14 protein-coding genes are annotated in these 17,726 nt (G+C 64.8%); 12 read left to right on the top strand and 2 right to left on the bottom strand.

Annotated features, from left to right (window positions below; genetic code table 11):
* The first annotated feature begins 114 nt into the window (after window positions 1-114).
* The 6 genes from YU9_RS0101940 to YU9_RS0101965 all read left to right on the top strand — a co-directional run bounded on the left by YU9_RS0101940 (window position 115) and on the right by YU9_RS0101965 (window position 5,576).
* Window positions 115-930, top strand: coding sequence for a putative hydro-lyase (locus YU9_RS0101940; RefSeq protein ID WP_027571259.1), 816 nt, complete (start codon window positions 115-117; stop codon window positions 928-930).
* A gap of 94 nt (window positions 931-1,024) precedes the next feature.
* Complete coding sequence (locus YU9_RS0101945; protein ID WP_027571260.1) at window positions 1,025-2,269, top strand: ABC transporter substrate-binding protein; 1,245 nt, start codon at window positions 1,025-1,027, stop codon at window positions 2,267-2,269.
* A gap of 32 nt (window positions 2,270-2,301) precedes the next feature.
* Entirely contained in the window at window positions 2,302-3,180 is an 879-nt protein-coding gene (locus YU9_RS0101950; RefSeq protein ID WP_027571261.1) for a branched-chain amino acid ABC transporter permease, read from the top strand.
* Window positions 3,180-4,160 (top strand): branched-chain amino acid ABC transporter permease, encoded by a 981-nt coding sequence (locus YU9_RS0101955; RefSeq protein ID WP_027571262.1) that lies wholly within the window; start codon window positions 3,180-3,182, stop codon window positions 4,158-4,160. The genes YU9_RS0101950 and YU9_RS0101955 overlap by 1 nt, the downstream gene beginning before the upstream one ends.
* Entirely contained in the window at window positions 4,157-4,888 is a 732-nt protein-coding gene (locus tag YU9_RS0101960; protein WP_027571263.1) for an ABC transporter ATP-binding protein, read from the top strand. Before YU9_RS0101955 ends, YU9_RS0101960 begins: the two co-directional genes overlap by 4 nt.
* Window positions 4,872-5,576 carry an ABC transporter ATP-binding protein gene (locus YU9_RS0101965; RefSeq protein ID WP_027571264.1) on the top strand — a complete coding sequence of 235 codons (705 nt, stop codon included), beginning with the start codon at window positions 4,872-4,874 and terminating at the stop codon, window positions 5,574-5,576. Before YU9_RS0101960 ends, YU9_RS0101965 begins: the two co-directional genes overlap by 17 nt.
* Window positions 5,577-5,774: 198 nt before the next feature.
* On the opposite strand, the gene YU9_RS0101970 is transcribed toward YU9_RS0101965, so the two are convergent.
* The gene (locus tag YU9_RS0101970) at window positions 5,775-6,449 is read right to left on the bottom strand and encodes an aldolase (RefSeq protein ID WP_036016775.1); all 675 of its coding nucleotides are present in this window, start codon (window positions 6,447-6,449) and stop codon (window positions 5,775-5,777) included.
* Window positions 6,450-6,551: 102 nt separating this feature from the next.
* Here YU9_RS0101970 and ltnD point away from each other — a divergent pair, with 102 nt between their 5' ends.
* The 6 genes from ltnD to YU9_RS0102000 all read left to right on the top strand — a co-directional run bounded on the left by ltnD (window position 6,552) and on the right by YU9_RS0102000 (window position 15,935).
* Window positions 6,552-7,469 (top strand): L-threonate dehydrogenase, encoded by a 918-nt coding sequence (ltnD, locus tag YU9_RS0101975; protein WP_027571266.1) that lies wholly within the window; start codon window positions 6,552-6,554, stop codon window positions 7,467-7,469.
* 15 nt (window positions 7,470-7,484) lie between these two features.
* Entirely contained in the window at window positions 7,485-8,267 is a 783-nt protein-coding gene (otnI, locus tag YU9_RS0101980) for a 2-oxo-tetronate isomerase (RefSeq protein ID WP_027571267.1), read from the top strand.
* The gene (gene otnK / locus YU9_RS0101985) at window positions 8,264-9,538 is read left to right on the top strand and encodes a 3-oxo-tetronate kinase (protein WP_027571268.1); all 1,275 of its coding nucleotides are present in this window, start codon (window positions 8,264-8,266) and stop codon (window positions 9,536-9,538) included. Before otnI ends, otnK begins: the two co-directional genes overlap by 4 nt.
* Before the next feature lie 170 nt (window positions 9,539-9,708).
* Window positions 9,709-11,397, top strand: coding sequence for a methyl-accepting chemotaxis protein (locus YU9_RS0101990; protein WP_027571269.1), 1,689 nt, complete (start codon window positions 9,709-9,711; stop codon window positions 11,395-11,397).
* Window positions 11,398-11,566: 169 nt separating this feature from the next.
* Window positions 11,567-14,746: an efflux RND transporter permease subunit gene (locus YU9_RS0101995; RefSeq protein WP_027571270.1), complete on the top strand. Its 3,180-nt coding sequence runs from the start codon at window positions 11,567-11,569 to the stop codon at window positions 14,744-14,746.
* A complete protein-coding gene (locus YU9_RS0102000; protein WP_027571271.1) occupies window positions 14,733-15,935 on the top strand; it encodes an efflux RND transporter periplasmic adaptor subunit in 1,203 nt (400 codons plus the stop codon). The genes YU9_RS0101995 and YU9_RS0102000 overlap by 14 nt, the downstream gene beginning before the upstream one ends.
* 152 nt (window positions 15,936-16,087) lie before the next feature.
* Here the strand turns inward: YU9_RS0102000 and YU9_RS0102005 are convergent, their stop codons facing one another.
* Window positions 16,088-17,596, bottom strand: coding sequence for an acetyl-CoA acetyltransferase (locus tag YU9_RS0102005; RefSeq protein ID WP_027571272.1), 1,509 nt, complete (start codon window positions 17,594-17,596; stop codon window positions 16,088-16,090).
* Window positions 17,597-17,726 lie beyond the last annotated feature (130 nt).

Here is a 17,726-nt window from a genome sequence, read left to right on the forward strand (position 1 = left end):
GATTTTCCCAATCGATAAATCAGATTTATCGAGATTGATTAGAAACGAAGATTAGACATTATAGCACGCTTGGTGTTGGCTTGTCTTTGTCGAGTTTATAGGCAGGTCGATCACATGACTGTTTTGGTGGCAGCGCAGCAAACTGAAACGCCCGATGCCCTTCCGAGCCGCAAGGCTCGGCTCGCCTACCGCGAGGGGCTGGTCGCCTCCACCGCCGGCGTGGCCGCCGGCTACGTTCAGGGCAATCTGGCGATCCTGCCGGCGGAATATGCCGGCGCCTTTCACCGCTTCTGCCAGCTCAATCCGAAACCGTGCCCGATCATCGGCATGTCCGCCGTCGGCAGCCCTTTCATCCCCTCGCTCGGCGCCGATCTCGACATCCGCACCGACGTTCCCCGCTACCGCGTCTGGCGCGACGGCGAAGTCGTCGACGAGCCGACCGACGTGAAGAGCTACTGGCGCGACGATCTCGTCACGTTCGTGCTCGGTTGCTCGTTCTCGTTCGAGGAGGCGCTGCTCGAGGAGGGCATGCCGATCCGCCACATCGAAAAGAACGTGCGCGTGCCGATGTACCGCACTAACATCGCCTGCGGCGAGGCCGGTCCGTTCGCCGGCCCCATGGTGGTATCCATGCGTCCGTTCAAGCCGGCCGATGCGATCCGCGCGGTGCAGATCACCTCGCGCTATCCCGCAGTGCACGGTGCGCCCGTGCATCTCGGCCATCCGCACCTGATCGGCATCAAGGACATCGCCAAGCCCGACTACGGCGACCCCGTACCTGTCGCCGAAGACGAGATTCCGGTATTCTGGGCCTGCGGCGTGACGCCGCAATCGGTTATCAACGCAGCGAAGCTGCCGTTCGCGATCACGCATTCGCCCGGCCTGATGCTGGTGACCGATCTGAAAAACAGAAACATGGCCGTGATTTAGTAGGCAGCGTTTGCTGCTTCTTCGGGCTTTACGCTCTTTGCCAATCGCTTCATTCGATACGCGCAAAAAATCGGATAACAGGGGACCTTAGCCAATGACGATGACTCGCCGCGACGTACTGCTCGGAGCCACCGCCGCCGCTGCGCTGCTGCCGCTAGCTGCGCGCGCGCAAACGTCTGAGGTGGTGATTGGCGCAACCTATCCCCTGTCGGGCTCCGGCGCGCAGGTGGGTGTCGATGCGCAGCGTGCTTTCGAGACCGCGATCGACATCATCAATAACGACCAGGACTTCGAGCTTCCGCTCGCGAAGGGCGTAGGTTTGCCCGGCCTCGGCGGTGCCAAGATCCGTATTGTCTATGCCGACACCCAGGGCGATCCGCAGAAGGGGCGCGCCGAAGCCGAGCGGCTGATCACGCAGGAAAAGGTTTGCGCCATCCTCGGTTCCTATCAAAGCGCGGTCGCGGTGACGATCAGCCAAATCTGCGAACGCTACCAGATTCCGTTCATGTCGGCGGACAACTCCTCGCCGAGCCTGCATCGCCGCGGTCTGAAATATTACTTCCGCGCCTCGCCGCATGACGAGATGTTTTCGGCCGGGATGTTCGACTTCCTCGATGCGATGAAGAAGAAGGGCGCCAAGGCGCAGACGCTGGCGCTGTTCCACGAAGACACCATCTTCGGCACCGACTCCGCCAACGCCCAGACCAAGCTCGCGACCGAGCGCGGCTACAAGATCGTCGCCGACATCAAGTACCGCGCCAACTCGCCGTCGCTGTCGGCCGAGGTACAGCAGCTCAAGGCTGCCAATGCCGACGTGCTAATGCCGTCGAGCTACACCACGGACGGCATCCTGCTGGTCAAGACCATGGCCGAGCTCGGCTACAAGCCGAACGCGATCGTGGCCCAGGCGGCCGGCTTCTCCGAGAAAGCGCTCTACGACGCCGTTGGCGACAAGCTCGAGGGTGCGATCACCCGCGGCAGCTTCTCGCTCGATCTCGCCGCCAAGCGGCCGATGGTCGGCAAGATCAACGACCTATTCAAGGCCAAGTCGGGCAAGGACCTCAACGACAACACGTCGCGGCAGTTTATGGCCATGATCATCATGGCGGACGCTATCAACCGCGCCAAATCGACCGACGGCGAGAAGATCCGTGACGCGCTGGCCGCGACCGAGATGCCGGGCGACCAGACCATCATGCCCTGGAAGCGCGTCAAGTTCGACGAGTCGGGCCAGAACAACGATGCCGATCCGGTCCTGCTGCAATATGTCGGCGGCAAGTTCGTCACCGTCTTCCCGTCGCAGGCGGCGGTGGCGGATGCAATTTGGCCGATGAAGTAAGCGATCAGGTTGCGGGCGGGGGACGAAGCGACGTGACAGCTGAAACGATTATCCAGAGTCTCGCGAGCGGCCTGCTGATGGGGCTGCTTTACGGACTGATCGCCGTCGGCCTGGCGTTGATCTTTGGCCTGATGGACGTCGTCAACTTCGCCCATGGCGAATTCCTGATGCTGGCGATGTACGTGACATTCTTCCTGTTCACGTTCTTCGCGATCGATCCACTGCTGTCGGCGCCGCTGGCCGCCGCTGCCCTGTTTGTCCTGGGGGCGGCGGTCTATCTCCTGATCGTGCGGTTTGCGATGCGTGCCAAGGCCAATGTCGGCATGGTGCAGATCTTCGCCACCTTCGGCCTCGCGATCGTGATGCGGGGCCTAGCGCAGCTGTTCTTCACCGCCGACTACCGCAGCGTTCCCAACTCATGGCTCGGCGGCAAGACGGTATCGGTCGCCGGGATCTACCTGCCGCAGCCGCAGCTGTTCGGCGCGCTGGTCGCGATCGCCGCGTTCGGCGGGCTCTATCTATTCATCAACCGCACCGATTTCGGCCGCGCGCTCGAAGCGACCCGTGAAGATCCCGGCGCGGTGGCCCTCGTCGGCATCGACAAGAACCGCGTGTTCGCGCTCGGCTGGGGCCTCGGCGGTGCGCTGGTCGGGCTTGCCGGCGCCATCATGGCGACCTTCTTCTACATCTATCCCGACGTCGGCGCGTCCTTTGCGCTGATCGCCTATGTCACAGTGGCGCTCGGCGGCTTTGGCAGCGTGTTCGGCGCCTTTGCCGGCGGCATCGTCGTCGGCCTGGTCGAAGCCACCACTGCGTTGATCCTGCCGCCATCGTTGAAGTCGGTCGGTATTTACGCGGTCTATCTGCTCGTCGTGTTCATTCGGCCGCGTGGCCTGTTCGGGTCGATGTGATGGACAAGCAATTCGTCGCGCGGCGCCGCCGCGACCTCATCACCGCCGCCGGTCTCGCGGCCGTCGCCGCGATCGTGCCGCTGTTCGTCAAGGACGTCTACGTCCAGAACATCATGGTGCTGACGCTGATGTACGCGGCGTTGTCGCAGAGCTGGAACATCCTGTCCGGCTATTGCGGGCAGATATCGCTCGGACACGCGCTGTATTTCGGGCTCGGTGCCTACACCACCGCGCTGCTGTTCACCAAGTTCGGCGTGCTGCCGTGGTTCGGCATGATCGCCGGCGGGCTGATCTCCGCCGCAATCGCGATGGCGCTCGGCTATCCCTGCTTCCGCCTCGGCGGCCACTACTTTGCGATCGCCACCATCGTGATCGCCGAGATCGGATTGCTGCTGATCCAGAACTGGGATTGGGCCGGCGCGGCCCTCGGCATCGACATTCCCGTGCGCGGCGACAGCTGGCTTAAATTCCAGTTCACGCGCTCGAAACTGCCATACTTCTACTTCGCGCTGGTGCTCGCCTGCGTCGCCTGGTTCGTCACCTGGTGGCTGGAAGATTCCAAATGGGGCTATTGGTGGCGCGCGGTGAAAGACAATCCGCAGGCGGCCGAGAGCCTCGGCGTCGTCGTGTTCAATTCGAAGATGGGCGCGGCGGCGGTCTCCGCCTTCCTGGTCGCGGTCGGCGGCAGCTTCTATGCGCAGTTCGTTTCCTACATCGATCCCGGAAGCGTCATGGGCTTCCAGTTCTCGCTCTTGATGGCGTTGCCGGCAGTGCTCGGCGGCATCGGCACGCTGTGGGGACCGATGCTCGGCGCCGTCATCCTGATCCCGATCACCGAGTTGACGCGCTCCTATATCGGCGGCTCCGGCCGCGGCGTCGACCTCATCGTCTACGGCGCGCTGATCGTCCTGATCGCACTCGCGCGGCCGGAAGGGCTGGTCGGCCTGTTCTCGCGGCGGCGCAAGGAGGCCACGCGATGACGGCGCTCCTGGAAACCCGCGGCGTCTGGCAGCGCTTCGGCGGCCTGATCGCCAACAGCGACGTCTCGATCTCCGTTGGGCGCGGCGAGATCGTCGGCCTGATTGGTCCGAACGGCGCCGGAAAGTCGACGCTGTTCAACCTGATCGCCGGCGTGTTGCCGCCAACCCAGGGCTCGATCGTCTTCGACGGCGAGGACGTCACCAATCTGCCGGCGGCCGCGCGCTGCCAGCGCGGCATCGGGCGCACCTTCCAGGTGGTCAAGAGCTTCGAGACCATGACGGTCATCGACAACGTCATCGTCGGGGCTCTCGTGCGCAACACCGTGATGCGCGAGGCCCGCCGCAAGGCGCATGAGGTGCTGGAGTTTACCGGCCTCGCCGCGCGTGCCGACGTGCTCGCCAGCGACCTCGTGCCGGCCGAGAAGCGCCGTCTCGAAGTCGCGCGGGCGCTCGCAACGGAGCCGAAGCTGCTGCTGCTCGACGAGGTCCTCACCGGCCTGACGCCGACCGAGGCGCAGACCGGCGTGGCGCTGGTGCGCAAGGTGCGCGATTCCGGCATCACCGTGTTGATGGTCGAGCACGTCATGGAGATCGTGATGCCGCTGGTCGACCGCGCCATCGTGCTCGACCTCGGCAAGGTGCTGGCCGAGGGCAAGCCCGCCGACGTCGTGCGCGATCCCAAGGTGATCAAGGCATATCTGGGAGATCGTCATGCTGTCGGTGCGTGAAGTCACCACCGCCTATCAGGGGCTGGTTGCTATCTCCGCGGTTTCGATCGAGGTACAGAAGGGCGAGATCGTCTGCGTCGCCGGCGCCAACGGCGCGGGCAAGTCGACGCTGCTGAAATCCATCGCCGGCGCCGAACGCCCGCGCGCGGGCTCGGTGACGTTCGACGGCAAGCGCCTCGACGGCTTGGCGCAGCATCACATCACCGCAACAGGCATCGCCTATGTGCCAGAGAATCGTCGCCTGTTCCCGCGCCTGTCCGTGCGCGACAATCTTCGCCTCGGCAGCTATCTCTATCGCGGCGAGGCGAACCGCGAGGGGCCGCTCGATCTCGTCTTCCAGCTGTTTCCGCGCCTGTCCGAACGCCTCGAGCAGCGCGCCGAGACGCTCTCTGGCGGCGAGCAGCAGATGCTCGCGATCGGCCGCGCCCTGATGACGCGCCCGCGGCTGTTGATGCTGGACGAGCCCTCGCAAGGCATCATGCCAAAACTGGTGGACGAGATCTTCCAGGCGGTGAAGCGCATCCGCGACGCCGGCATGACCGTGCTGATCGTCGAGCAGCGCATGGCCGAGTGCCTGGAGATCGCCGACCGCGCCTACATCCTGCAAACCGGCCGCGTGCTGATGCAGGGCCCCTCCGCGGAGATCAAGGGCAATCCGGACGTGAGGAAGGCGTATCTGGGGCTGTAGGCGCAAGCCCACTGCCGTAGCCCGGATGAGCGCAACGATATCCGGGGCCGCTGGTCCCGCATGTCGCTTCGCTCATGCGGGCTACAGGCGCTGCCACGTCCTCCGTCATTGCGAGCGTAGCGAAGCAATCCAGAATCCCTCGGCGTAAAGACTCTGGATTGCTTCGCTGCGCTCGCAATGACGAGGGTAGAGCGGGGCTTAATCCTCGTGCCCATGCTCCGGCAACGTCACCCCGAACACCTTGACCAGATCCGTCACCTGCTCCGGTGACAGATACCGCGGGTTCGTCCCGCGCAGCAGCAAGTACAGCTTCGCCGTCTCCTCCAGCTCTTCCGTGGCGAACACCGCCGCCTCCAGCGTGTCGCCGGCGACGACCGGGCCGTGATTGGCGAGCAGCACGGATGAGTACTTTCCCGCCAGCCCCTTGATCGCGTCCGCGACCGCGGGATCGCCGGGGCGGTAATAGGGCACGAGCGCGGTGGCGCCGCATTTCATCAGGTAATAGGCCGTCATCGGCGGCAGCGCGGCGCGCGGGTCGATCTCGGGGAGCATCGAGAGCGCGACCGAATGCGTGGAGTGCAGATGCACGATGGCCCGCGCACTCCCACGCGTGTCATAAAGCGCATTGTGCAGCGGAACTTCCTTGGTCGGCGCGTCGCCCGAGACCAACCGGCCCTGGCTATCCAGCCGCGACAGCTTCGCGGGGTCGAGGAAGCCGAGCGAGGCGTTGGTCGGCGTCACCAGCCAGCCGCCATCGTCCAGCTTGACGCTGATATTGCCGGAGGATCCCGGCGTCAGCCCGCGCTCGAACAGGGACCGTCCGAAGCGGCAGATATCCTCGCGCAGCAATGTCTCGTTGCTCATGGCCGTCATGCCTGCTTGTCTCATGCTTTGGCAGCGCGGCCAAGCCGTGTTATTCGGTTGCCAAGCTGCCGCAAAGGGCGGCTATTCGGGAAACGTTCAAGGGTTAATTGCATGTCCGCCTCCACGTCACAAAATCAGCGTATCGCCGTCGTCGGGCTCGGCTCGATGGGTTTTGGCATGGCGACCTCGCTGAGACGCGCCGGCCATGCCGTCACCGGCTGCGACGTTTCGGCGGACGCTGTGGCGCGGTTCGTCAAGGATGGCGGCGCCGGCGCCAAAACGCCGGCCGAGGCGGCCAAGGACGCCGACATCGTCGTGAGCGTCGTCGTCAATGCGGCGCAGACCGAGGCGATCCTGTTCGGCAAGGATGGTGCCGCCGAGACCATGCCGAAGGACAGCGTCTTCATATCCTCGGCCACCATGGATCCCGACGTGGCGCGGCGCCTCGCCAAGCAGCTGGAGGCGACCGGCCGGCACTATCTGGATGCGCCGATCTCGGGCGGGGCGCAGCGCGCTGCGCAAGGCGAGCTGACGATCCTTGCCTCCGGCAGTCCCGCCGCTTTTGCCAAGGCGCGGCCCGCGCTCGATGCCATGGCGGCAAAGCTTTACGAGCTCGGCGATGCCGCCGGGCAGGGTGCGGCGTTCAAGATGATCAACCAGCTTCTCGCCGGCGTGCACATCGCTGCCGCCAGCGAAGCCATCGCGTTCGCCGCCAAGCAGGGCCTCGACATCCGCAAGGTCTATGAGGTGATCACGGCGTCCGCCGGCAATTCCTGGATGTTCGAAAACCGCATGCCGCACGTGCTCGACGGCGATTACACACCGCGAAGCGCGGTGGAGATATTCGTCAAGGACCTCGGCATTATCCAGGACATGGCGCGCAGTGCCCGATTCCCGGTGCCGGTCTCCGCCGCCGCGCTCCAGATGTTCCTGATGACATCAGCCGCCGGCATGGGCCGCGACGACGACGCGTCGGTTGCGCGCATGTATGCGCAGGTCACCGGCGTCAAGCTGCCCGGCGACAAGTAAGCAAGAGGAACTCTGATGCCCCGTTTCGCCGCCAATCTCTCGATGATGTTCACCGAGGTGCCATTCCTCGACCGCTTCGATGCCGCCGCGCAAGCGGGCTTCACCGCCGTTGAGTTCCTTTTTCCTTACGAGCATCCGGCCGAGGCGGTCGGCGAGCGGCTCAAGCGTAACGGACTGACGCAGGCGCTGTTCAACCTGCCGCCGGGCGACTGGAATGCCGGCGAGAAGGGCTTTGCGGCGCTCCCGGCGCGGTTCAATGATCTCAAGGCGAGCCTGGAGACAGCGCTGCCTTACGCCAAGGCGACCGGCGTCAAGCGGCTGCACCTGATGGCCGGCATCGCCAACCGCGGCGAGCGCGTTGCGATCGAGGCGTTCTACAAATCGGTGGCCTGGGCCGCGGAATTCTTCGCACCCCATGGCATCGATATCGTGCTCGAGCCGATCAATGCCCGCAACGTGCCCGGCTACTTCCTCAACGATTTCGGCTTCGCGCGGGATCTGATCCAGGAGCTGCGACTTGCGAACCTGAAGCTCCAGTTCGATATCTATCACTGCCAGATCATCCATGGCGACGTCACCATGCGGCTGCGCGAGATGATGCCGATCATCGGCCACATCCAGATCGCCAGCATTCCCTCGCGCAACGAGCCTGACGGCGAGGAGCTGAACTATCCGTTCCTGTTCGAAGAGCTCGACCGGCTCGGCTATGCCGGCTTTGTCGGCTGCGAATACAATCCGCGCGGCAAGACCACCGACGGCCTTGCCTGGTTCAAGCCTTATGCTGGAGTGAAGCCGTGACACTTGCGTTGGGCTGCATCGCCGACGACTATACCGGCGCCTCCGATCTCGCCAACACGTTGACGCGCGCCGGCTTGCGTACCGTGCAGACCATCGGCGTGCCCGCGGACGATCTCGCGCTGCCCGAGGTCGACGCCGTCGTGGTGTCCCTGAAGAGCCGCTCGATCGAGGCGGGCCTTGCCGTGTCGCGCTCGCGCGCGGCGGAGGCGTGGCTACGCGGCCGCGGCGCAGGCCACGTGTTGTTCAAGATTTGCTCGACCTTCGATTCCACCGACGCCGGCAATATCGGCCCCGTCATGGACGCGCTGCGCGCCGATTGCGGCGAGGCTGCCGTTCTGGTGACGCCGGCGTTTCCGGAGACCGGCCGCACCGTCTATCAGGGCAACCTCTTCGTCGGCGCCGCGCCGCTCAACGAGAGCCCGCTGAAGGACCATCCGCTCAACCCGATGCATGATTCCAACCTGGTGCGCGTGCTGGCGCGTCAGAGCAGGACACCGATCGGCCTCGTCGATCTCGCCACCGTCACGCGCGGCGCCGATGCGGTCCGGGCGCGATTGGCCGAGCTCGCAGGCAAAGGTATCGGCGCTGCGATCATCGACGCCGTGTTCGACCGCGACCTCGAGATCATCGGTCTCGTCGCGGCCGAACATCGGCTGTCGGTCGGCGCCTCCGGCATCGGTCTTGGGCTCGCGCGCGCGTTGGTGTCGACGGGCAAGGTCAAGACGGCTGCGGCGAGCAGCGAAACCGGCACGGCGGTCGGCGGATCGGTGGCGTGTCTTGCCGGCAGCTGCTCGCAGGCGACGCTTCAGCAGATCGCCAACGCCGAACGCATCATGCCGGTGCTCCATCTCGACCCAGACCGTATCATTGCGGGGTCAGGCGAAGCGCAGCGCGCGCTGGACTGGGCAAGACCACGACTGGCCGAGGGTCCGGTGCTGATTGCATCGAGCTCGACACCCGATCAGGTCGCCGCGCTGCAAGCGCGCCACGGTCGCGACGCCGCCGGCCATGCGATCGAGCAGGCCATGGCCGATATTGCAGAAAACCTCGTAAAATCGGGTGTGCGGCGACTGATCGTTGCCGGCGGCGAGACGTCCGGGGCCGTTGTCGATCGGTTGAAGATTCCTGGGTTTCTCGTAGGAGTGGAGATCGCGGCGGGCGTCCCGGTGCTGCGCGCGGTCGGCGCCGACAGCGACATGCTGCTCGCACTGAAGTCCGGAAATTTCGGCGGCGGAGAGTTTTTCTCCGATGCGCTTAGGCTCATGCGCTGAGCGCAGAGCATTCTTAGCTGCCTGTTCATTTCTTTCGGGCTCCGTACTCGTACGGAGTCGTAGTTAACATCTGCACAGGTGCTCTGGTGTTGGATGTCGTTGCTGCTCCCTTTGGTTGATTCGTAGAATTTCCGGACGCGCCACCCGCGCCAGTACAAAGAGACCCGATTATGCTCGCCACCATTTCCATCCGCGCCAAGATCATCAGTGTCGTGGCGTTCCTGCTGGTTGCGATGGCTGGCATGGGCCTGCTCGCCGTCATGAAGATGCGGTCGATGAACGCCAACACGGTCGACATCACCACGAGCTGGATGCCGAGCGTGCGGGTGCTTGGCAACTTGCGAGCCGGGGTGATTACCTATCGCGACGTGATCCGCGAACACATGCTCGCCGAGACGCTGGAAGAGAAGCTCACGAACGAGAAGACGCTGGCGACCATGGTCGAAGCCAACACCAAGCTCCGCCAGAAGTATGAGCCGATGATCACCTCGCCGGAGGAGCGCGCGCTCTACAACGAATGGTCCAAGGTCTGGGACGAGTACAAGGCGGGTACTCAGGAAGTGATGGCGCTGTCGCGCAAGGAAGCCGGCAAGGTCCCGCACGAGGCTCATGAGCTCAACATCAAGGTCAACAAGATCGGGCTCAAGGCCGATGAGATCCTGAACAGGGACATCGAGCTTAATACCAAGGGCGGTGATCAAGCTGCGCAAGATGCGGCCGACAGCTATTCCTTTGCATTCATGTTGGTCTCGATCATCCTCGGCGCCGCGGTTATCGCCGGTATCGGTATCAGCTTCTATCTCGTCCGGGACATCTCCAGCGGCATCAACTCGATCATCCAGCCGATGCAGGCGCTGGGTAAGGGCGATCTCTCCGCCGAAGTCCCCCATCGCGGCGAGAAGACCGAGATCGGCGCCATGGCCGACGTGCTCCAGATCTTCAAGGAGGCGCTGATCGCCAAGAAGGCCGCGGACGTAGCCGCCGCGGCCGATGCCGAGGCCAAGATCGAGCGTGGCCGTCGCGTCGACAACATCACCCGCGAATTTGAAACGATGATCGGGGAGATCGTCCAGACCGTGTCGTCGGCCTCGACCCAGCTCGAAGCCTCCGCCTCGACCCTGACTGCGACCGCCGACCGCTCGCAGCGACTGGCGACCACAGTGGCGGGCGCCTCGGAGGAAGCCTCGACCAACGTGCAATCGGTGGCCTCGGCGACGGAGGAGATGGCCTCCTCGGTCGGCGAGATCAGCCGTCAGGTGCAGGAATCGGCGCGGATGGCGGGCGATGCCGTCGGCCAGGCGCGTTCCACCACCGAGCGCGTCAGCGAGCTTTCCAAGGCCGCCTCGCGCATCGGCGATGTCGTCGAGCTGATCAACACCATCGCCGGCCAGACCAATCTCCTGGCACTGAATGCCACCATCGAGGCGGCGCGTGCGGGCGAAGCCGGTCGCGGCTTCGCTGTCGTCGCCTCCGAGGTGAAGGCGCTGGCCGAGCAGACCGCGAAGGCAACCGGCGAAATCGGCCAGCAGATTTCCGGCATCCAGGCGGCGACCAACGATTCGGTCGGTGCGATCAAGGAGATCTCCTCGACCATCGAGCGCCTGTCGGAAATCTCCTCGGCGATTGCGGCGGCTGTGGAAGAGCAGGGCGCGGCGACGCAGGAAATCGCCCGCAACGTGCAGAAGGCGGCGCAGGGCACCCAGCAGGTCTCGTCCAACATCACCGACGTGCAGCGCGGCGCGACCGAGACCGGCACGGCCTCCTCGCAGGTGCTGTCGGCGGCGCAGATGCTGTCCAACGACTCGAACCGGCTGAAGACCGAGGTCAGCAACTTCCTGACCAACGTCCGCGCGGCGTGAGACGTCTGGCCGCATGGCTGCGATGTCGATTTCGCAGTGCGGTAGCAGGGAAGTGAATGCGTGAAGGCCGCCGGAGGTTAGCGTTTCCGGCGGTGCTCAGGTAAAGGGGAAACAGGATCCCCGTGGGGGCGGATTCCGTATCTCTGCCTGACCTGGAACTGCCTGGCGCATGATTGCTCTGGTCCGTATTGCCCTGAGCCGACCTTATACGTTCGTCGTGCTAGCGCTGCTGCTGCTGATCATCGGACCGCTCGCGGCGCTGCGGACGCCCACCGACATCTTCCCGGACATTCGCATTCCCGTGATCGGCGTGGTCTGGCAGTACACCGGCCTGCCGCCGGACCAGATGTCTGGCCGCATCACCACGCCGTTCCAGCGCGCGCTGACGACGACCGTCAACGACATCGAGCACATCACGGCCAATTCCTATAACGGCTTCGGCATCATCAAGATCTTCTTCCAGCCCAACGTCGACATCCGCACCGCCAACGCGCAGGTGACCGCGATCTCGCAGACGCTGCTCAAGCAGATGCCGCCGGGCGCGACGCCGCCCTTGATCCTGAACTACTCGGCGTCCACCGTGCCGATCATCCAGGTCGCGCTGTCAGGTGAGGGGCTCACCGAGCAGAACCTCGCCGATATCGGCATCAATCAGCTTCGCACGCCGCTGGTCACCGTGCCCGGCGCGGCGATCCCTTACCCCTTCGGCGGCAAGCAGCGCCAGGTCCAGATCGACCTCGATCCCACCGCGCTCCAGGCCCGCGGCCTCTCCGGCCAGGATGTCGCCAATGCGCTCGCCGCGCAAAACCTGATCACGCCGGTCGGCACCCAGAAGATCGGTCAGTTCGAATACAACATTCAGCTCAACAACTCGCCGCTCCGGATCGACGAGCTCGGCAATCTGCCGATCAAGACCGTCAACGGCGCCATGGTCTATGTGCGCGACGTCGCCACCGTGCGCGACGGCAATCCGCCGCAGACCAACATCGTCCATGTCGACGGCAACCGCTCGGTGCTGATGATGGTGCTGAAGGCGGGCGCGACCTCGACGCTCGATATCATCGCCGGCATCAAGCAGAAGGTCATCGACGTCAAGGATCAGATGCCGGATGCGCTGAAGATCGGCTTCATCGGCGACCAGTCGGTGTTCGTCCGCGGCGCGATCCAAGGCGTCGCCTTCGAGGGCGTGATCGCGGCGCTGCTCACCAGCGTCATGATCCTGTTGTTCCTCGGCAGCTGGCGCTCGACGATCATCATCGCGGTGTCGATCCCGCTCTCCGTGCTCGGCGCCATCATCATGCTGTCGGCGATCGGCGAGACGCTCAACATCATGACGCTCGGCGGTCTCGCGCTCGCGGTCGGCATCCTTGTCGACGACGCAACCGTCACCATCGAGAACATCAACTACCATCTGGAGCAGGGCAAGCCGGTCGAGCAGTCGATCCTCGACGGCGCCAACCAGATCGTGACGCCGGCCTTCGTCTCGCTGCTGTGCATCTGCATCGTGTTCGTGCCGATGTTCTTCCTCACCGGCGTGGCACGCTTCCTGTTCGTGCCGATGGCGGAAGCCGTGATGTTCGCGATGATCTGGTCGTTCATCCTGTCGCGCACGCTGGTGCCGACCATGGCGAACTATCTGTTGCAAGCGCACGTCCATCACGAAGGCGGACCGCCGAAATCGCGCAATCCCTTCATCTGGTTTCAGCGCGGCTTCGAAGCGCGGTTCGAACGTATCCGTGGCGGCTATCGTGGTTTGCTCGCTCTCGCGCTGGCGCACCGCGCGGTGTTCGTGATCGGCTTCCTCTGCGTGGTCGGCGCGTCCTTCGCGCTGGTGCCGTTCCTGGGACGCAACTTCTTCCCGGCGGTCGATGCCGGCAACATCCTGATGCATGTCCGCACGCAAGTAGGCACCCGCGTCGAGGAGACCGCGAACCAGCTCGCCGATGTGCAGAAGGCAGTGCGCAAGCTGATCCCGGGCGAGATCGAGACCATGACCGACAACATCGGGATGCCGATCTCCGGCATCAACATGACCTACAACAACACCGGCGTGATCGGCCCGCAGGACGGCGACATCCAGATCAAGTTGAAGGAAGGCCACAAGCCGACGGAAGAGCACGTGAAGGTGCTGCGCGAGCAGCTGCCGCGCCTGTTCCCCGGCGTCAGCTTCGCGTTCCTGCCGGCCGATATCGTCAGCCAGATCCTGAATTTCGGCGCGCCGGCGCCGATCGACCTGCAAATCCGCGGCCCCAATCTGAGCGCGAATTTCGCTTATGCCAACAGCCTGCTGGCCAAGGTCCGCAAGATTCCGGGCGTTGCCGACGCACGCATCCAGCAGTCGCCGAACAACCCGACCTTCAACATCGACGTCGACCGCACCCGCGCCCAATATGTCGGCCTGACCGAGCGCGATGTCACCAACAGCCTCGTGGTCAATCTCGCCGGTTCATCGCAGGTCGCGCCGACCTACTACCTCAATCCTGACAACGGCGTGTCCTATTCGATCGTGATGCAGACGCCGCAATACCAGATCGACTCGCTCAGCGCGCTGCAGACGCTGCCGATCACCGCAGCCGGCAATGCGCAGTCGCCGATCCTCGGCGGCATATCCGACATCAAGCGCTCGACCTCCAGCGCGGTGGTGTCGCAATACGACATCCAGTCGATGGTGCAGATCTTTGCGACGACTTCGGGCCGCGATCTCGGCGCGGTCGCCGCCGACATCCGAAAATTGATCGCCGACACTGCGAAAGAGGTTCCGAAGGGCTCCTCCGTGGTATTGCTCGGCCAGGTGCAGACCATGAACAGCGCCTTCACCGGTCTGCTGTTCGGCCTGCTCGGAGCCGTCGTGCTGATCTACTTCCTGATCGTCGTGAACTTCCAGTCCTGGTCCGATCCGTTCGTGATCATCACGGCGCTGCCGGCCGCGCTCGCCGGTATCGTCTGGATGCTGTTCATGACGGAGACCACGCTGTCGGTCCCGGCGCTCACCGGCGCCATCATGTGCATGGGCGTTGCCACTGCCAACAGCGTGCTGGTGATCTCCTTCGCCCGCGAGCGCTACGAGGAGCTCGGCGATCCCATCACTGCTGCGCTCGAAGCCGGCTTCGTCCGGTTTCGCCCCGTCCTGATGACCGCGCTCGCCATGATCATCGGCATGGCGCCGATGGCGCTGGGGCTGGGTGAGGGCGGCGAGCAGAATGCGCCGCTCGGCCGCGCCGTGATCGGCGGCCTCATCTTTGCAACCTTCGCCACGCTGATGTTCGTTCCCGTGGTGTTCAGCATGGTCCACAAGAAACAAGGCGCCAAAGCCGCCGCCTCATTGGAGACTCCGCATGTCGCCCACTGAATCCCGCTCGGCGGTGTCGCACCGGAAACTGGGCATCTTCGGCGTGGTGGCGCTGATTGCGGCAGGCCTTGTCGTCGGCACCGGCATCAGGGCCCGCGAGGAGCAGGGCATCAAGCTGAAAGAATGGACTGACGACCAGGCCGTTCCCAGCGTGGCGGTGACGCTGCCCAGCGTCAAGGACCTCAACGCCACCATCGATCTGCCGGGCCGGCTGGAAGCCTACTACCGTGCGCCGATCTTCGCGCGCGTGTCGGGCTACCTGAAGAGCTGGAGTGCCGACATCGGTGCCCGCGTCAGGGCAGGTCAGGTGATTGCGGAGATCGAGGCGCCCGATCTCGATCAGCAGCTGCTGCAGGCCCGCGCCGATCTCGCCAGCCAGCAGGCCAGCGCCAGATTGTCGGAGGCAACGCTCAACCGGCGCAAGACGCTGGTCGCTTCCAACTTCGTCTCCGCGCAGGAGATCGACGAGCGCACCGCCGACCTTTCCAACAAGAACGCCGCGGTCAATTCGGGCAAGGCCAATGTCGAGCGGCTGGAAGCGCTCGCCGGCTACAAGAAGATCACCGCGCCGTTCGACGGCGTCGTCACCGCGCGCGACACCGATGTCGGCGCGCTGATCAATGCCGGCGGCGGCTCAGGCCCGGCGATGTTCGTGATCTCCGACATCACCAAGCTGCGCGTCTACGTCAACGTGCCCCAGAATTACGTGCCGGCGATCAAAATCGGCGCCAAGGCCACCATCACGCTGCCGGAATATCCAAACCGGACGTTCCAGGCGACGGTGGAGGCCTCCTCGCAGGCCGTCGACGTCGCCTCCGGCACCACGCGCATGCAGCTCGGGCTCGACAATTCGTCAGGCGAGCTGATGCCCGGCGGCTATGCCAGCGTGAAACTGAGCCTCCAGCGTGACGCCGCGCCGCTCAGCATTCCCGCCAGCGCCTTGATCTTCAACGGCAGCGGCCTGCGTGTCGCGACCGTCGGTGCGGACGACAAGGTGCGGTTCAAGAGCGTGACCATCGCCCGCGACCTCGGCCGCGAGATCGAGCTCGCCTCAGGCATCGCGCCGGACGATCGCATCATCACGGCGCCGCCGGATGGTCTTTCCGACGGTGATGCGGTCCGCGTCGTCGGCGCCGGCGCCAAGGGCAAGCCGGCGACCGCGTCGGAGAAGCAGCCGCCGAAGAGCTAGGGCGGTCTCGTGCCCCGGACGCAGCGCAGCATGAAATGATGCGCTGCTGAGCCGGGGCCCATCTCTCCTAGCGGTATACGTTGCTGTCTGGGTCGTCCCGGCTCTGCGGAGCGGCACTTCGCACCGCACCGCGTCCGGGACACGAGAGCCGGCTACGCCACCCGCCACTCCGGCACGCCATCCCCAGCCATCGTGATCTCGCCGAACGAACCCACCGGCGTGCGATCCATGTTGAGCAGATGCGCCAGCGTCGCGCTATCGCTCGCCGGAATTCGCGCCAACGTGCGGCGATCATCCAGCGTCCGCAGCATCACCACGCCGTGCTCGACATCGCCGCCGCGGCCGTAGAGCACCGTAAAGCTCTCGACCTTGCCCTTGCCGTTTGCCTCCGTCACGAACTCCGGGACCGCGCGCTTGTTGCGGTCGGCCTCGCCTTGCACGCTCGTCTCCTGCGCCAGCGCCTCGCGCGGTGGCGTCTTCGAGACCACCAGCGCATGATGCTTGGTGACGAAGCCGCCCTGGCCATAGAGCAGGCCGAGCCTTGCGCCATCACGCACACGCCGCACCATCGCACAGGCCGCATGCGTCATGTAGGTGTTGAGCGGAGCGCCGAAGAAGGTGAGCCCGCCGGTCATGGTTGGCTGCACATCGGCACCTAAGCCCAGCGTCCGCCGCGCCATCTTGGGCACGCACGGAAAACAGCTGTAGAGCTCGATCGCGTCGAATTGTCTGCCGTCGCCCCCGGCGAGGTCCGTCACCGCTTTCAGCACCGCGTTCTGCGGATGGCTCTCGTAGAACTGGTCGCGCAGCAGATAGTCGCGCGGCTCCTCCGCCGAGGCGCCGCCGAGCGGATAGACCAGTTTGTCCTCGGCAATCCCGGCCGCCCGCGCCTTGGCAAGACTGGTGAGCAGCAGCGCGCCGCCCATATTGACGCTGGGATTGGCAACCATGAGCTTGTTGTAGGGCCACGCGATCAGGCGGTTATCGGCAGTCGGCGTCGTGATCTCCTCGGGCGCATAGCGCCGCTTCAGCCAAGCATTGGGATTTTGCCCGGCGGCTTCCGAATAGCGCGACCATAGCGTGCCGGACTCCGCCATTGCCTCGCGCGGCGTCTGGCCCCACTGCGCAGAAGACGCCGCCTCATAGAACGGATAGACGGTGACGGGACGAAATACGCCGAGCTTCACCGCTAAGGGCTTCTGGAACGCCGCGCCGCGCTTGGGCTCCTCGACATCATGGGCGAACGGGGTCCATGGCAGCTTGACGCCGGCACGCTCCGCCTTGGTCGCAGTCGACTGCGCCTCCGCGCCGCAGACTGCCGCCACGCCGCATTCCCCGCGCGCGATGCGCTTGGCCGCCTCGTGGATGTAGCGGATCGGGCTCTCGCCGCCGACCGGGCCGTAATAGCAATGCGCGGGCGAGATGCCGAGGCGCCGTGCCAAAAGCTTCTCCGGATCGCGATAGCGCCAGCTCAGGAAGTTGACGACGTCGAGCGACTGCACCTCGCCGAGCAGCTTTGCACCGGCATCGGCCTCGGCGCGCCGCAGCGCCTGTTCGAGCAGATCGAGCGGCTCGAGGCCTTCCGTGATCTCCTTGGGGCGGTCGACGATCTCGCCGATGCCGACGATGACGGGAATGCGGTCTTCAGGAATATTGGTCATTTCTTCTTGCTTCACGTTTCAGTCTCGGGCACGCCGTCGTCCTTCGAGGCCTTCGCTGCGCTACGGCACCTCAGGATGACGGCTGCGGGGGAAGCGTCATCCTGAGGTGCGAGGCCGGCGGCGCAACGCG

This window comes from Bradyrhizobium sp. WSM1743, assembly GCF_000473065.1.
GTDB lineage: Bacteria > Pseudomonadota > Alphaproteobacteria > Rhizobiales > Xanthobacteraceae > Bradyrhizobium.

Excerpts from the sequence above, each read along its gene's own strand:
- YU9_RS0101940 (WP_027571259.1), top strand. The coding sequence starts at position 115 with ATGACTGTTTTGGTGGCAGCGCAGCAAACTGAAACGCCCGATGCCCTT.
- YU9_RS0101945 (WP_027571260.1), top strand. The coding sequence starts at position 1,025 with ATGACGATGACTCGCCGCGACGTACTGCTCGGAGCCACCGCCGCCGCT.
- YU9_RS0101955 (WP_027571262.1), top strand. The coding sequence starts at position 3,180 with ATGGACAAGCAATTCGTCGCGCGGCGCCGCCGCGACCTCATCACCGCC.
- YU9_RS0101960 (WP_027571263.1), top strand. The coding sequence starts at position 4,157 with ATGACGGCGCTCCTGGAAACCCGCGGCGTCTGGCAGCGCTTCGGCGGC.
- YU9_RS0101965 (WP_027571264.1), top strand. The coding sequence starts at position 4,872 with ATGCTGTCGGTGCGTGAAGTCACCACCGCCTATCAGGGGCTGGTTGCT.
- YU9_RS0101970 (WP_036016775.1), bottom strand. The coding sequence starts at position 6,449 with ATGACGGCCATGAGCAACGAGACATTGCTGCGCGAGGATATCTGCCGC.
- ltnD (WP_027571266.1), top strand. The coding sequence starts at position 6,552 with ATGTCCGCCTCCACGTCACAAAATCAGCGTATCGCCGTCGTCGGGCTC.
- otnI (WP_027571267.1), top strand. The coding sequence starts at position 7,485 with ATGCCCCGTTTCGCCGCCAATCTCTCGATGATGTTCACCGAGGTGCCA.
- YU9_RS0101990 (WP_027571269.1), top strand. The coding sequence starts at position 9,709 with ATGCTCGCCACCATTTCCATCCGCGCCAAGATCATCAGTGTCGTGGCG.
- YU9_RS0101995 (WP_027571270.1), top strand. The coding sequence starts at position 11,567 with ATGATTGCTCTGGTCCGTATTGCCCTGAGCCGACCTTATACGTTCGTC.
- YU9_RS0102000 (WP_027571271.1), top strand. The coding sequence starts at position 14,733 with ATGTCGCCCACTGAATCCCGCTCGGCGGTGTCGCACCGGAAACTGGGC.
- YU9_RS0102005 (WP_027571272.1), bottom strand. The coding sequence starts at position 17,596 with ATGACCAATATTCCTGAAGACCGCATTCCCGTCATCGTCGGCATCGGC.